This is a genomic window from Amycolatopsis sp., assembly GCF_035546795.1.
Taxonomy (GTDB): Bacteria; Actinomycetota; Actinomycetes; order Mycobacteriales; family Pseudonocardiaceae; genus Amycolatopsis_E.
This window is the reverse complement of record NZ_DASZWC010000026.1, coordinates 96255-110024: the sequence shown is the minus strand read 5'-3', so window position 1 is coordinate 110024 and position 13770 is coordinate 96255. Positions and strand designations below refer to the sequence as shown.

Below are 13770 nucleotides of genomic sequence, written 5' to 3'. Positions count from 1 at the left end.
GAACACCCCGTCTCAGTCGATGGCGCGGCGCAGGAAGCCTTTGATGCCGATGCCGGCGAACACGCCGAACGCCACGACGATCACCGGCAGGTCGATCCACAGCGGAATGGACTGCACCTCGCCCACGAGCAGCAGCGAGCGCATGCCCTCGCTGACGTAGGTCAGCGGGTTGAGCGCGCAGATCACCTGGAACCAGCGCAGGTGCGTGAGCCCGTGCCAGGGGAACTGCGTGGAACCGGTGAACATCAACGGCATCAGCACCACGGCGAACATGATCTGGATCCGCCGCGGGTTGACCAGTGTGCCGATCGTCATGCCGATCGCCGCGCCCGCGAGCGAGCCCAGCACGATCAGGCCGAGCACGCCGGGCCACGCCGACGCCGGCCAGTTGATCCCGGTCAGGATCAGGAAGCCGATCGGGATGATCAGCAGCGCGGCGACAATCCCGCGCAGCGCCCCGAAGACCATTTTCTCCAGCGCCACCAAGGGAATCGGCATCGGCGCCAGTAGCCTGTCCTCGATCTCCCTCGTCCACGAGAAGTCCAGGATCAGCGGCATGGTGGTGTTCTGCAGCGCGGTGAGGAAGCCGGTGAGCGCGACCATGCCCGGCAGCAGGATCTGGGCGAAATTCCCCTGCACGTAACCGATCCCGGTGAGCACCTTGCCGAAGATGAACAGCATGAAGAACGGTTGGATCACCACCTGCGCCAGGAACGGCAGCAGCTCGCGCCCGGTTACGAAGACATCCCGCCAGAGCACGGCGAGGAACGTTCTGGCGGCGGTGCCGGGGCCGGCGCCGGGGAGTTCGACGGCGGCGGTCATCGCAGTTCCCGTCCGGTGAGGTGGATGAACACGTCCTCCAGGCTGGGGGTGCCGATCGCCAGGTCGCTGACGTCGCAACCCAGTGCGGTCAGCGTTTTCAGCACCGACGGGAGTGCGACCGCGGGCTCGTGCCCGGTGTATAGCCGGAACTGCTCGATGTCCGCCGGGCCGGCGTGCGCCTTCGTGATCCGCTCGACCCGCTCGACTCCATCCACTGTGGACAGTGCTTCGGTGATTCGCTCCGGTGTGTGGCCCCCGGTCTGCACCGTGATACTCAGCGTGGTGCTGCCCGGCAGTGAACGGGTGAGCGCGGCCGGCGTGTCCAGCGCCAGCAGCTTCCCATGATCGACGATGCCGACCCGGTCGCACAGTTTCGCGGCTTCGTCCATGTCATGTGTGGTCAGGACGACCGTGACCCCGTCGTCCTTCAGCTCCGCGACTCGCTCGTGCACGAACAGCCGCGCCTGCGGGTCCAGCCCGGTGGACGGTTCGTCGAGAAAGAGCACCTTGGGCCGGTGCATCAACGCGCGCGCGATCATCACGCGCTGGGACTGGCCGCCGGAAACGAAATCCAACCTCGCTTTTGCCTGATCGGCGAGGCCCATCCGGTGGAGAATCTCGTCGGCCCGGCGATTCCGTTCGGCCCGGCCGACACCGTGGTAAATCGCGTGGAAGATCAAATTACCGCGGATGTCGAGTGAGCGATCCAGATTGTTCCGTTGCGGCACCACGGCCAGCAGTTGCCTTGCCTGACTCGGCGAGCGGCGGACGTCCACGCCGTAGACCAGCGCCTGCCCGGAAGTGGCGAGCACGCGCGTCGTCAGCACGCCGACCGTGGTCGTTTTGCCTGCTCCGTTGGGTCCGAGCAGGCCGAATACCTCGCCCGGTGGCACCGCGAAACTCAGTCCGTCCACCGCGGGCGGGGCATTTTTCCGATAGCGTTTGACCAGTTCGGTCACCACGACTGCGTCGGTCACCCTGTTCAGGGTAGGCGCGTTTTCCTTCCGCTTGTTTTCGCGGAAAGAGGAAACCGGCAAAAGGTACTTACCAGCCCGCGGGGAGTGGGCGTCCCTCCGCGAATCCGGCGGCGGACTGAATGCCCAGCACGGCCCGTTCGGAGAATTCCTCGATACCGCGCGCGCCCGCGTAGGTGAACGAGGAACGCACGCCCGAGCAGATCGAGTCCAGCAGGTCCTCCACGCCCGGCCGAGTCGGGTCGAGCAGCATCCGCGAGGACGAGATGCCCTCCTCGAACAGTGCCTTCCTTGCGCGCTCGAAGACGTTGTCGGTGCGGGTCCGGCCTGCCACCGCACGCTTCGACGCCATGCCGAAGGATTCCTTGTACGGGCGGCCGTTCTCGTCGTAGCGGAGGTCGCCGGGCGACTCGTGCGTGCCGGCGAACCACGAGCCCACCATCGCTGCGGACGCACCGGCGGCCAGCGCCAGCGCCACGTCCCGCGGGTGCCGGATCCCGCCGTCGGCCCACACGTGCTTGCCCAGCTCCCGTGCGGCGGCCGCGCATTCGGCGACCGCGGAGAACTGCGGGCGGCCGACCCCGGTCATCATCCGGGTGGTGCACATCGCCCCTGGGCCGACGCCGACCTTGACCACGTCGGCACCGGCCGCGATGAGATCCCTGGTGCCTTCCGCCGTCACCACGTTGCCCGCGACCACCGGCACCTGCGGCGAAACCGAGCGGACCGCCTTCAGTGCGGCGATCATCTTCTCCTGGTGGCCGTGCGCGGTGTCCACCACGAGCACGTCGACGCCCGCGGCCAAGACGGCCTCGGCCTTCTTCGCGACGTCGCCGTTCACGCCGATGGCAGCGGCGACGCGCAGCTTGCCCTTGTCGTCCACCGCCGGGCGGTAGATGTCGGCGCGCAGCGCCGCGGTGGGGGTGAGCACGCCGGCCAGCCTGCCTTCGGCGTCGACGCCCAGCGCGAGCCGTGAACCGGCGGCGTGCAGGCGCTCGAAGACCTCGCGAGCGGGGGTGTCCAGCGGCGCGGTGACCCCGGGCGGCGACGCGACCTCGGACAGTCGTGCGAACCTGTCGACCGCCGCGCAATCGTTTTCGTCCACCACCCCGGTGGGCCGGCCTTCCCCGTCGACCACCACGACGGCGCCGTGCGCCCGCTTGCCGACCAGGTTCAGCGCGTCGGCCACCGCGTCGTTGCCCGTCAGCACCAGTGGCGTGTCCCAGACCGTGTGCCGCTGCTTGACCCACGCCACGATCTCGGCGACCGCCGCCGGGTCCACGTCCTGCGGCAGCACCACGAGCCCGCCGCGCCGGGCCACCGTCTCGGCCATCCGGCGGCCGGCGACCGCGGTCATGTTGGCCACCACGATGGGAATCGTCGCGCCCGTTCCATCCACTGTGGACAGATCGACGTCGAACCTGGACTCCACGTCCGAACGGTTCGGCACGAGGAACACGTCGTCGTAGGTGAGGTCGTTGGCTGGCCGGTGGCCATCGAGGAAGCGCACGAGAACCCAGGATACGTCATGATGGACATATGGCCGAGCGGGATCGAGACGTCGAGGGGCGCGCTCGCAACGCCCGTCCGAGAGATGGGCTCGGCAGGCCGTTGCCCTACGGCGAGCAGGGGGTGCCGCGCCAGCCGGAGGGCGTCGTGCGCACGCCGGAGGAGACGCTGACGGAGGCGCAGCGCCTGCTCGACGAGGGGAAGCCGTTCCACGCGCACGAGGTTTTCGAGGACGCCTGGAAGTCTTCCGACGGGGCCGAGCGAGGCCTGTGGAAGGGGCTGGCCCAGCTGGCCGTCGGGTTGACGCACGCGGCGCGCGGGAACGGTAAGGGCGCGGTGGCGTTGCTCACTCGCGGAGCCGACGCGATCGAGCCGTACGCCGCGTCGGCGCCGCACGGCATCGACGTCGCAGGGCTCGTGCGCTGGGTCCGTGCCGGCGCCGAAGGCGAGTGCCCGCGGCTCAGCCGGTGACGTTCGCCTTCTCGGCCGCGAGTGTGGTGGACTCGCCGTGGCCGGTGTTCACCCTGGTCGACTCGGGCAGCGCGAACAGCTTTTCCCGGATGGAGCGCACGATCGTCGGATAGTCCGAATAGGACCTTCCGGTGGCGCCGGGACCGCCGTGGAACAGCGTGTCCCCGGTGAACACCACGCCGAGTTCCTTGGCGTACAAGCACACCGCGCCCGGCGCGTGGCCCGGCGTGTGCAGCACGGACAGTTCGGTGCCCGCGATGGTGAGCACCTGGCCGTCGGCGAGCGCGCCATCCGGGGCGCGGTCCGGGTGCGTCATGTCCCACAGCACGCGGTCGTCCGGGTGTAGCAGGATCGGCGCGCCGGTGCGGTCGGCCAGCGCGGGAGCGGCGTTGACGTGGTCGTTGTGCGCGTGGGTACAGATGATCGCGCGCAGCGTGCGTTCGCCGACCACATCGGCGATGCGGTCCGCGTCGTGCGCGGCATCGATGACGAAAACCTCTTTGTCGTCACCGACGATCCACACGTTGTTGTCCACGTCCCAGCTGCCACCGTCCAGTTCGAAAACCCCGGAAGTGACCACGTTCTGTACCGTTGCCGTCATAGCAAGCAACCCTAGACAACCTGTTTTACGGTGGCTTGCGTGGCGGTGCAAGAGTGGGAGCCCGCCAGATGGCCGGCGAGGTTGTTGGGCGTACGAGGGAACACCTGGCCGCGGCCGCCGCGGGCAGGCGCGCGAAGACAGACCCGGTGCGGCGGCGGTCTAGTCCTGCCGCGCGGTGGGGGTGGCGCCGAGCGCGGTCGCTAGCTCCACGGTCCGGTTCACCACGGACGGCGCGGAGCCGGCCATCTTCAGCGCGATGATCGGCGCGGTCTCAGCAACGGCCCGCTGCCGGCTGACGTCCTTGAAGCCGTGCAACGCCTTCTTGCCAGATCGTCGGTGAACGACCAGTCAGCAGGCCGAGTGCGACCCTCCGGCGTTTCTATTTCCTGCGAACGAGTAACCAGAGGAGGTAGGGCTCGCCGAGCACCGCGGTCACCAGTCCGACCGGGATCTCCCAGCTGAACACGTTGCGGCCCAACAGGTCTGCGGCCTGCACGAGTAGTGCGGAGGCGAACAGCGGCGGCCGGGAACCGCCGGTGAGCCGGACCACGGCCTGCGCGGTGTTGTTGATGCTCGCGACGGCCAGCAGCCAGGACGTGATGGCGGTCAGCACCGCGGCCGCGCCGACGCCGATGAGGATCAGCCGGTGGCCGTCCACGCCCGATTGCGGGTGTGTCCCTTGCGTCAGTGCCCCGGCGGCGCCCAGCGCGACGCCGACGAGGATGCCGAGCTGCGTGCGCGGAACCCGGACCTGGCGCACGATCGTCGCGGCTTCGCTGCCGTCGTCGTGCAGCAGCACCGCGCCGAGATGATCAAAGCGACCGCGAGGAGCAGCAGAAACAGCGGTCGACGGGTGTGCGTCGTCCATTACTTAGGTTAGGTATACCTAATTCAAAAGGAGCTGTGATTCAGCCCGACGACACCGGCCGGACGGCTGATCGGCCCGGCGGCTTCACCGGTTTCTGCAAGCGTGCGGGCATGTGCTTGAACTGTGGGGCCGGTGTGTCACGGCGTAATTTCCTGACTGCGGCCGGTGTCGGTACCGCCGCCGCGCTTGCGCCCGTGGCATTCGCCGAAGCGGCCGAGGGTCAGACCGAGACCAAGGTGATCACCGGGCATTTCGATCCTGGCGTGGCGGACTTCGTGTACCTGCCGGTGCAGGTGCCGGCCGGGGTCAACCAGATCTCCGCGGTGTACAGCTACGACGAGCCCGCCGTGCCGTCCGGTACGCCCGGAAACTCCTGTGACATCGGGGTTTTCGACGCGCGCGGCACGAAGCTGGGCGGCGCCGGATTCCGCGGCTGGTCCGGCGGGTTCCGGGACCGGTTCTCGATCAGCCGCAGCGAAGCGACCCCGGGCTACCTGCCCGGCGACGTCATGCCGGGTACGTGGAACATCGTGCTCGGGCCGTACCAGGTGGCGCCGCAGGGGATGGACTACCGGGTCGAGGTGACGCTCACCCACGGCGCGCCGGGCGCGGCGTACCAGCCGAACTACCCGCCGCTGAAGGCGAGCGGCCGAGGCCGCGCGTGGTATCGCGGCGACTGCCACCTGCACACCGTGTACTCGGACGGAAAGCGGCTGCCCACCGAGGTCGCCGCCGGTGCGCGCGCGGCGAAGCTGGACTTCATCACCTCGACCGACCACAACACTTCGTCCTCGCACGGGGTGTGGGGCGAGTTCGCCGGGCCGGATCTGCTGATCATCCTCGGCGAGGAGGTCACCACGCGGAACGGGCACTGGCTCGCGCTCGGCCTGAAACCGGGGCAGTTCGTCGACTGGCGCTACCGCTCCCGCGACCACGTTTTGCCCGACTACGCGCGCGAAGTGCACGACTCCGGCGGGCTGTGCGTGGCCGCGCATCCGTATTGTCCTTGGGTGGCCTGCAATTTCAAGTTCGGCTACGCCGACTTCGACGCGGTCGAGGTGTGGAACGGTCCGTGGACCTGGGATGACGACGCCACGGTGTCCACTTGGGACAACAAACTCGTGGAGTACGTGCGTGGTGGCGGAGGGCAGTGGCTGCCCGCGATGGGCAACAGCGACGCGCACAACCCGGGCAATGTGATCGGCCTGCCGCAGAACGTGGTGCTCGCCGACAACCTTTCCCGCGACGCGATTCTCGCCGGGATCAAGGCCGGGCGGAACTGGCTCGCCGAATCCGCCGCCGTCGACCTCACCTTGACCGCGACCGGCCCGCGCGGACAGTCCGCGGGCATCGGCGAGCGGCTCGACGTGGGCAGTGCGGACAAGGTTTCGGTGCGGCTGGACATCAAGGGCGTGCCGAACGGCACCGTCCGGCTGATCACCGACGAGGGGCAGATCCTGCAGCAGAGCCTGGACACGTCCGGCGCCGGTTCGGTGACCTGGCTGACCACGCCCGCCGTCTCGGCTTACGTGCGCGCCGAAGTGCGGCACCCGCTGACCGACGGCACAGCCGGTGCACCGGCGCTTTCACCCGCGCTCAACTTCGGTGCGATGGCGGCCATGACGAACCCGATCTTCCTTGGCCGCTCTTGACCACGGCTCAGCCCTTCAACGTCGCGCGGACAGCGTCGATCGTGTCCGCCTCGGCGGCCTCCTTGTCCGGGCGGTAACGCACCACGCGCGCGAACCGCAGCGCCAGCCCGCCCGGGTACCGCGTGCTGACCTGAGCCCCGTCCAGCTCGATCTCCACCACCAGCTCCGGCCGGAGGTACACCGTCCAGTCGTCGCGGCGGGTTTCCAGCTCCGGGAACGTTTTCGTCTGCCACGCCAGCAACTCGTCGGTCAGGCCCTTGAACGTCTTGCCCACCATGATCGGCGGCCCACCGTCCGGATCGCGGGCCCCGAGGTGCAGGTTCGACAGATACCCGGTGCGCCTGCCGTGCCCCCATTCCGCGGCCAGCACCACCAGATCGAGGGTGTGCACCGGCTTCACCTTCAGCCAGGCCCGGCCACGCCGCCCCGCCGCGTACACCGAGTCGAGCGATTTCACCATCACTCCCTCGTGCCCGGCCGTGAGCGCAGCGCTGAGGATCGCCGCGGCATCCGTCGGCTCGGACTCGCCGGGGATGAGGTGCTCGCCCGCCACCGCGCGCAGCGCCGCATTGCGTTCCCGCAGCGGAGCATCCAGCAGATCGACGCCGTCGAGGTGCAGGCAGTCGAAGAAATACGGCCGCAGCAACAACTCCCGCACCTGCTCCTCGCGGGTGCTACCGAACCGGCTCATCGTTTCCTGGAAGGGCCGCGGCCTTCCGTCGTCCGTGAGCGCGAGTGTTTCCCCGTCCAGCACAACGGATTCACACGGCAGCCCGCGCACCAGCTCGACCAGCTCGGCGACATGCCCAGTGATCTCGCGCAGTGTGCGCGTGTACACGTGCACTTCTTCACCGTCGCGATGCACCTGGATGCGCGCACCGTCCATTTTGTACTCGACGATCGCGGACACGTGCTCCGCCATCGCCTCGTCCAGTGATTCGGCGGGCGAAGCCAGCATCGGGCGCACCGGCCTGCCCAGCGTGAGCCGGAACTCGCCGAGCGCTGGGGCACCGCCCGCGACGGCGGCGAGTGCCGTGACGGGCAGCTGCCCGGACAGCATGAACGCGCGCCGCACGGCCTCGACGGGAACCCCGGCCGCGGCCGCGATGGCGTCGACCATCACGCCTTCCAGAGCGCCCTGCCGCAGCTCGCCGGTGAGCAGCCGGAACAGGAACCGCTGCTCCGCCTCCGTCGCCGCGGCGAACAGCGCGTGCAGGGTTTCCGCCCGGCGTTTCGCGGACCCGCTGCCGGACGTGCCCGCGACCTCGCCGAGCGCCGCGTCCACCTCGGCGACGGTGAGCGCGGGCTCGCTCGCCGGAGCCGCGCCCAGCTCCGCCAGCGTGCGCCATCCGGTGCCGATCCGGCCCTGCGTCGGCTGCCCGGTGAGGAAGGCGACGACCGCGGGCAGCTCGGCGGAACCGGCACGGTTGATCAGCTCGGCCAACGTCGCGATCTTCGCCTTGCGCGAGCGCGTGGCCGCTAGCGCCGCGGAGGCGGAGACGATGTCGGCGAGGAACATGAGGTCATTTTGCCCCGAGGCACCGACAATTTCCGGGGGAGCAGCACGAGCGCGACCGAGCCGAAGCAGATCACCAGGCCGAGCAGGCCGGTCGACGTCAGCCGCTGGCCGAACATCACCCAGGCGGCGAGCATCGTGACCGGCGGGGTCAGATACAGCAGGCTCGATGTGGTCGTCACCGACGTGCGCCTCAGCAACAGCCAGTAGCAGCCGTATCCACCGAACGTGGACAGCACGACCACCCACAGCACGGCGAACCAGAACGAGCCGGTCATCGGCGGCGCGAGCTGCCCGGTCAGGGCGGCCAGCACGGTGAACCCAAGTGCGCTGGTCACGCACTGCACGACGAGCGAATCGGCGAGCGGGACTTCCGTTCGCGCCTTGCGCTCCAGGAGCGTGGCGCTGACCAGCGCGAGCATCGCCCCGAGCGGCAAGGCGTAGGCCCAGGCCGGGGTGCCGGAGTGGCCGGCGAAGTCGCCGCCGACCACGAGCGCCACGCCCGCCAGTCCGCCGAGTAGCCCGATCCACTGCCTCGCATCGGCGCGTTCACCCAGTACGACCTGCCCCAGCACGGCCGCCGCGATCGGCTGCAGCGCGGCGATCAGCGCCGACGTACCCGCGGCGACACCCAGGTCCGCCGCTTCGTACACGCCGTAGAGGTAACAGCCCTGGGACAGCAGTCCGATTCCGGCCTGCGCCGCGATCTGCTTCGGGCGCAACGAAATTCGCCGCCGCCACCCGAGTAGCAGCACCGCCGCAAGCAGGAAACGCCAGGCCAGCAAGGTGATCGCGGTTCCGACGGAGGCGCCCAGCGTGGCGCCGACGAAGCCGGACGACCACAGCAGCACGAACCCGGCGCCGAGTACGAATGTCCACATCGGACCTCCAGGTATACAGATCGGTATAGTCGGTAGCGTAGCTATACCGATCGGTATATTGTCAAGGGATGAGCGAGACCCGGACCTTGACCCCGGCGGCGGAGCGGGTGCTCGAAGTCGCCGGGAAACTGTTCTATGCCAACGGGATTCACGCGGTAGGTGTGGATTCGATCGCCGCCGCGGCGGGAGTGACGAAGAAGACCCTCTACGATCGGTTCGGCGCCAAGGAGACGCTGGTCGCCGAGTACCTGCGCCGCCGTGACGAACGCTGGCGGGCGCACGTCCTCGCGGTGGTGGCGCACGGCGCGCGCACCGCCCCGGTCAGGCGGCCGTTGCTGGTGTTCGATGCGCTCGAGCAGTGGATGGCCACGGAGAATTCCCGCGGCTGCGGCTTCGTCAACGCGCATGCCGAGCTGCCCGACGGGGAGCATCCCGGCCGCGAGGCGATCAAGGCCCAGAAGGAATGGATGCTCGGCTACCTGCGTGAACTGGCCGAAGCGGCCGGGCTGCGCAGCGCCGGGAAGCTCGCGGAATCGCTGTTCATCCTGCTCGAAGGCGCCACGGTGGCCGCGTCACTGAACGTGGTGCCCTGGGCTGTCGCCAGCGCCAAGCGGATCGCGAAGCAGCTGCTGGAGTCGGCCACCTAATGGTACCGGACGGCGCTGCCCATACGTGGCTGGCAGACTGCCGTTCGCGCGGCAACCGCGACCTTGTGAGTGGGGATCGGAGCAGGATGAAGGCGGTTCGATTCAGCCGGTTCGGTGGGCCGGAGGTCCTTGAGGTCGTGGACCTGCCCGATCCGCATCCGGGGCCCGGTGAAGTCCGGATCGCGGTGCGCGCGGCCGGCATCAACCCGAGCGACTGGAAGAAGCGCCGGGGTCTGATGGACGAAGAGCTCCCGCAGACCATGGGCCACGAAGCGGCGGGCGTCGTCGACGAGCTCGGCGCGGGTGTTTCGGACGTAGCCGCCGGCGATCGCGTGTTCGGCTTCTCCGCCGAGGAAGCGGCGCAGGCCGAGCTGGTGGTCTTGTCGCACTACGCGCCGATTCCGCCGTCGCTTGATTTCCCGGCCGCTGCCGCGCTCCCGGCCGCCATCGAGACGGCCACCCGCGCGCTCGACCAGCTCGGCGTTGGGAGCGACAGCACGCTGCTGGTCAACGGCGCCTCCGGAAGCGTTGGCAGCGCGGCGGTTCAGCTCGCTGTGGCGCGCGGCGCGCGCGTGATCGGCACGGCGAGCCCGGCCAACCACGACTACCTTCGCTCGCTGGGGGCCGAGCCCGTCGCGTACGGCGATGGCCTCGTCGAGCGGGTTCGCGCGCTCGCGCCCGACGGTGTCGATGTCGCGCTCGACGTGGCCGGTAGCGGCGTCCTGCCGGAGTTGATCGAGCTTGCGGGCGGGACGGAACACGTCGTGACCATCGCCGATTTCGCCGGCGCGCAAAAGCACGGGGTGTTGTTCAGTCGGGGGGACGCCGGCCGCGCGCTCCACGCGCTCGCCGGGATCGGTGAGCTGATCGAGTCCGGGCGTTTCGCGCTGCCGGTGGCGCAGACCTTCCCGCTCGCCGAGATCGCGCAGGCGCACCGCGTCAGCGAGGAAGGCCACGTGCGCGGGAAGCTCGTGCTGGTGATCGGGTAAGGCCTCAGCCGTTGGAGACGCGGCTTTCGCCGGCGCGCATCGCGGAGGTCAGTTCCTCCCGGGCCCGGAATACCCGCGACCGGATGGTGCCCACAGCGCAGTCGCAGACCTCGGCGGCGTCGGCGTAGGACAGCCCGACCACCTGGGTCAGCACGAACGCTTCCCGCCGTTCCGGATCCAGCTCCTTGATCAGCCGTCGAAGCACCACGACCCGGCCGTGGTCGGGACTGTGCGCCCCGTTCAGCTCGGCGGTCGCGATCCAGTCCTCGGTGTTGCTCGTCAGCGGGCGCCGCCGGTTCGCGCGCAGATGGTCGGCCGCCACCCGCTTCGCTATCGCCAGCAGCCACATCCGCGCCGGTGAGCGCCCCTCGTACGCGGGCAGCGAGGCGAACGCGCGCAGGTAGGTCTCCTGCATCAGGTCCTCGGCCACGGCCGGGCTGGACAGGTAGGTCAGCAGCCGGTGCAGCTGACGCTGGGTCGCCGCGACGAAGCGCTCGGCGGACACCTCGTCGCCCCGGGCGGCGCGGAAGGCGTTCCGCGTGATCTCGTCGTCATCCACTGCTGCGTCCTCTCCACGGACTCGTGCCGAGGACTTTATGGTGCCGGGGAAACCCCGGATCAAGGGGATGTGTCCGATCTGTGAAATCGGAGCCGGGTTTTTTGCCACGTCCGGTGAAGGAACTATTCGCCCGAGACGAACGACAATAGGGATATGGATTGCACGACCGCACGCGAGGCGATCTCGGCCACGCTCGACGGCGAGGACCCCGGCGTCGAGCCGGCCGCGCTGGAGGCGCACCTGAGCCGCTGCCCGGCGTGCGTGTGGTGGGGGGACGAGGCGGCGGCGGTGTCCAGGCTGGTCCGCATCGAGCAGGCGACGGACACGCCCGACGTGACCGAGGAAGTGCTCGCCGGGTTCGCCCCGCCCCGGCGGTCCGGTCCGATCGACTGGCCGCGCTGGGCGCTGGTGTTCACGGCGATCTCGCAGTTCTCGATCGTGGTTTCGCAGCTGTTCCTGCCACAGCCGATGGGCAGCGACGGATTGGTCGACCCGGGTTCGCATATGGAGCACGAGGCCGTCGCGTTCAACTTCGCTGTCGGGGTCGTGCTGCTCTGGGTCGCCGCGCGGCCGGGGCGGGCGCGCAGCCAGCTGCCGGTGTTGTGCAGTTTCGCGGGCGTGCTGGTGGTGTTGTCGCTGTTCGACATCGTGCAGGGGACGGTCGGCTGGTACCGGCTGGTCGGTCACGTGCCGCTCCTGCTCGGCGTGGTGTGTACGGCGCTGCTCGGCGGCCGCGGGCTGCGCAGGCCGAGGCCGGGCAGGTATGGCGCGGGCGAACCGGCCGGGGACGTCAGTCCCGGACCTGCCGGACGTCCGGCGCCGCCGCGGCGGAACGTGGCGTGACCGTCGCTACTTGCCGCCGCGCGCCATGCGGAGCACGTTCAGTGCCTCGTCCAGTTGCGCCTCGGTCAGCTTGCCCTGCTTGATGTAGCCCCGCTCCAGCACGACATCGCGGATCGTCTTGAGCTCCTTCAACGCCTGCTTCGCGACGGCCGCCGCCTCTTCGTAACCGATGTACTTGTTCAGCGGCGTCACGATCGATGGCGAACCTTCGGCGTATGCCTTCGTGCGGTCCTCGTTCACGGTCAGGCCCGCGAACACCTTGTCCGCCAGCAGCCGCGAAACGGCGGCGAGCAGCCGTGCCGATTCGAGCACGTTGCGGGCGATCACCGGCAGGTTCACGTTCAGCTGGAAGTTGCCCTGCGAACCGGCGAACGCGACGGCCGCGTCGTTGCCGATCACCTGAGCGACCACCTGCAGGGTCGCCTCCGGGATCACCGGGTTCACCTTGCCCGGCATGATCGACGAGCCCGGCTGCAGATCCGGCAGGGCCAGTTCCGCGAGCCCGGTGCGCGGCCCCGAACCCAGCCAGCGCAGGTCGTTCGCGATCTTGTTCAGCGAGACCGCGACCGTGCGCAGATTCGCCGAAGTCTCCACCACACTGTCCTGGCTCGCCTGCGCCTCGAAGTGGTTGCGCGCCTCGGTCAGCGGCAGGCCGGTGACCCGCGCCAGCTCGTCCGCGACGGACGCTCCGAAGCCATCAGGGGCGTTCAGCCCGGAGCCCACCGCGGTGCCGCCGATCGGCAGTTCGCCGAGGCGCTCCAGCCCGGACTGCAGCCGCTCGATGCCGTAACGCACCTGCGCGGCCCAAGCGCCTGCCTCCTGGCCCAGCGTGATCGGCACGGCGTCCATCAGGTGGGTGCGGCCGGACTTCACGATGTCCTGCCACTCCCCGGCGCGCTGCTCGATCGTCGCGGCGAGGTGACCGAGCGCGGGAATGACGTCGGTCAGCACGGCTTCGGTCGCGGCGACGTGGATGGTCGTCGGGAAGGTGTCGTTCGACGACTGCGACGCGTTGACGTGGTCGTTCGGGTGCACGTCGGTGCCGAGCTTGCGGCTCGCCAGTGTCGCGATCACCTCGTTGGCGTTCATGTTCGAGGAGGTGCCGGAACCGGTCTGGAACACGTCGATCGGGAAATGCTCGTCGTACTTGCCCTCGGCGACCTCGTCCGCGGCTTCCGCGATGGCCTCGGCGACCTCGGGTTTGAGCACCCCGAGCCGGGCGTTCACGCGCGCGGCAGCCGCCTTGAGCAGGCCGAGTGCGCGGATCTGGGCACGCTCGAGCCCGCGGCCGGAGATCGGGAAGTTCTCCACGGCACGCTGGGTCTGGGCCCGGTACAGCGCGTCGACGGGCACCTTCACTTCGCCCATCGTGTCGTGTTCGATCCGGTATTCCTGTTCAGCCATAACGCCAGTCTCGCGCAGCCCGACCGCGCCCGCT

Annotated in this window: 15 protein-coding genes; 5 read left to right on the top strand and 10 right to left on the bottom strand. The window is 69.4% G+C overall.

The features are described 5' to 3' along the window. Positions 1-12: 12 nt before the first annotated feature. The 3 genes from VHD82_RS17115 to VHD82_RS17105 all read right to left on the bottom strand — a co-directional run bounded on the left by VHD82_RS17115 (position 13) and on the right by VHD82_RS17105 (position 3306). Positions 13-822, bottom strand: coding sequence for an ABC transporter permease (locus VHD82_RS17115; RefSeq protein WP_325704162.1), 810 nt, complete (start codon positions 820-822; stop codon positions 13-15). Further along, the gene (locus tag VHD82_RS17110) at positions 819-1799 is read right to left on the bottom strand and encodes an ABC transporter ATP-binding protein (protein ID WP_325704159.1); all 981 of its coding nucleotides are present in this window, start codon (positions 1797-1799) and stop codon (positions 819-821) included. Before VHD82_RS17110 ends, VHD82_RS17115 begins: the two co-directional genes overlap by 4 nt. Positions 1800-1866: 67 nt before the next feature. Then, positions 1867-3306 (bottom strand): GuaB1 family IMP dehydrogenase-related protein, encoded by a 1440-nt coding sequence (locus VHD82_RS17105; protein WP_325704156.1) that lies wholly within the window; start codon positions 3304-3306, stop codon positions 1867-1869. Between the two features lie 29 nt (positions 3307-3335). Between VHD82_RS17105 and VHD82_RS17100 the strand changes: the two genes are divergently transcribed. Further along, positions 3336-3776, top strand: coding sequence for a DUF309 domain-containing protein (locus tag VHD82_RS17100; RefSeq protein WP_325704153.1), 441 nt, complete (start codon positions 3336-3338; stop codon positions 3774-3776). Here the strand turns inward: VHD82_RS17100 and VHD82_RS17095 are convergent. The 3 genes from VHD82_RS17095 to VHD82_RS17085 all read right to left on the bottom strand — a co-directional run bounded on the left by VHD82_RS17095 (position 3766) and on the right by VHD82_RS17085 (position 5176). Then, complete coding sequence (locus tag VHD82_RS17095) at positions 3766-4377, bottom strand: MBL fold metallo-hydrolase (RefSeq protein WP_325704150.1); 612 nt, start codon at positions 4375-4377, stop codon at positions 3766-3768. The two genes, VHD82_RS17100 and VHD82_RS17095, sit on opposite strands and share 11 nt — an antisense overlap. Before the next feature lie 159 nt (positions 4378-4536). Then, positions 4537-4692 carry a hypothetical protein gene (locus VHD82_RS17090; protein WP_325704147.1) on the bottom strand — a complete coding sequence of 52 codons (156 nt, stop codon included), beginning with the start codon at positions 4690-4692 and terminating at the stop codon, positions 4537-4539. 64 nt (positions 4693-4756) lie between these two features. Further along, positions 4757-5176, bottom strand: a complete 420-nt coding sequence (locus VHD82_RS17085; protein ID WP_325704144.1) for an iron chelate uptake ABC transporter family permease subunit — start codon at positions 5174-5176, stop codon at positions 4757-4759. Between the two features lie 203 nt (positions 5177-5379). On the opposite strand from VHD82_RS17085, the gene VHD82_RS17080 reads away from it, so the two are divergent. Further along, positions 5380-6897 carry a CehA/McbA family metallohydrolase gene (locus tag VHD82_RS17080; protein ID WP_325704142.1) on the top strand — a complete coding sequence of 506 codons (1518 nt, stop codon included), beginning with the start codon at positions 5380-5382 and terminating at the stop codon, positions 6895-6897. Between the two features lie 7 nt (positions 6898-6904). Here VHD82_RS17080 and VHD82_RS17075 read toward each other — a convergent pair whose 3' ends face one another. Both VHD82_RS17075 and VHD82_RS17070 read right to left on the bottom strand, forming a co-directional pair. Further along, a complete protein-coding gene (locus VHD82_RS17075) occupies positions 6905-8416 on the bottom strand; it encodes an ATP-dependent DNA ligase (protein ID WP_325704140.1) in 1512 nt (503 codons plus the stop codon). Continuing rightward, entirely contained in the window at positions 8377-9294 is a 918-nt protein-coding gene (locus VHD82_RS17070; RefSeq protein WP_325704137.1) for a DMT family transporter, read from the bottom strand. Before VHD82_RS17070 ends, VHD82_RS17075 begins: the two co-directional genes overlap by 40 nt. Positions 9295-9362: 68 nt before the next feature. Between VHD82_RS17070 and VHD82_RS17065 the strand changes: the two genes are divergently transcribed. Both VHD82_RS17065 and VHD82_RS17060 read left to right on the top strand, forming a co-directional pair. Beyond that, entirely contained in the window at positions 9363-9941 is a 579-nt protein-coding gene (locus tag VHD82_RS17065; protein ID WP_325704134.1) for a TetR/AcrR family transcriptional regulator, read from the top strand. Positions 9942-10027: 86 nt separating this feature from the next. Beyond that, the gene (locus tag VHD82_RS17060) at positions 10028-10930 is read left to right on the top strand and encodes an NADP-dependent oxidoreductase (RefSeq protein ID WP_325704341.1); all 903 of its coding nucleotides are present in this window, start codon (positions 10028-10030) and stop codon (positions 10928-10930) included. A 4-nt stretch (positions 10931-10934) separates the two neighbouring features. Here VHD82_RS17060 and VHD82_RS17055 read toward each other — a convergent pair whose 3' ends face one another. Further along, positions 10935-11489: a sigma-70 family RNA polymerase sigma factor gene (locus VHD82_RS17055; protein WP_325704131.1), complete on the bottom strand. Its 555-nt coding sequence runs from the start codon at positions 11487-11489 to the stop codon at positions 10935-10937. Between the two features lie 153 nt (positions 11490-11642). Here VHD82_RS17055 and VHD82_RS17050 point away from each other — a divergent pair, with 153 nt between their 5' ends. Further along, positions 11643-12332, top strand: a complete 690-nt coding sequence (locus VHD82_RS17050; protein WP_325704128.1) for a zf-HC2 domain-containing protein — start codon at positions 11643-11645, stop codon at positions 12330-12332. A gap of 6 nt (positions 12333-12338) precedes the next feature. On the opposite strand, the gene VHD82_RS17045 is transcribed toward VHD82_RS17050, so the two are convergent. Next, positions 12339-13736: a class II fumarate hydratase gene (locus tag VHD82_RS17045; protein ID WP_325704125.1), complete on the bottom strand. Its 1398-nt coding sequence runs from the start codon at positions 13734-13736 to the stop codon at positions 12339-12341. Between the last annotated feature and the right edge of the window lie 34 nt (positions 13737-13770).

Excerpts from the sequence above, each read along its gene's own strand:
- VHD82_RS17115 (WP_325704162.1), bottom strand. The coding sequence starts at position 822 with ATGACCGCCGCCGTCGAACTCCCCGGCGCCGGCCCCGGCACCGCCGCC.
- VHD82_RS17100 (WP_325704153.1), top strand. The coding sequence starts at position 3,336 with ATGGCCGAGCGGGATCGAGACGTCGAGGGGCGCGCTCGCAACGCCCGT.
- VHD82_RS17095 (WP_325704150.1), bottom strand. The coding sequence starts at position 4,377 with ATGACGGCAACGGTACAGAACGTGGTCACTTCCGGGGTTTTCGAACTG.
- VHD82_RS17075 (WP_325704140.1), bottom strand. The coding sequence starts at position 8,416 with ATGTTCCTCGCCGACATCGTCTCCGCCTCCGCGGCGCTAGCGGCCACG.
- VHD82_RS17070 (WP_325704137.1), bottom strand. The coding sequence starts at position 9,294 with ATGTGGACATTCGTACTCGGCGCCGGGTTCGTGCTGCTGTGGTCGTCC.
- VHD82_RS17065 (WP_325704134.1), top strand. The coding sequence starts at position 9,363 with ATGAGCGAGACCCGGACCTTGACCCCGGCGGCGGAGCGGGTGCTCGAA.
- VHD82_RS17060 (WP_325704341.1), top strand. The coding sequence starts at position 10,028 with ATGAAGGCGGTTCGATTCAGCCGGTTCGGTGGGCCGGAGGTCCTTGAG.
- VHD82_RS17050 (WP_325704128.1), top strand. The coding sequence starts at position 11,643 with ATGGATTGCACGACCGCACGCGAGGCGATCTCGGCCACGCTCGACGGC.
- VHD82_RS17045 (WP_325704125.1), bottom strand. The coding sequence starts at position 13,736 with ATGGCTGAACAGGAATACCGGATCGAACACGACACGATGGGCGAAGTG.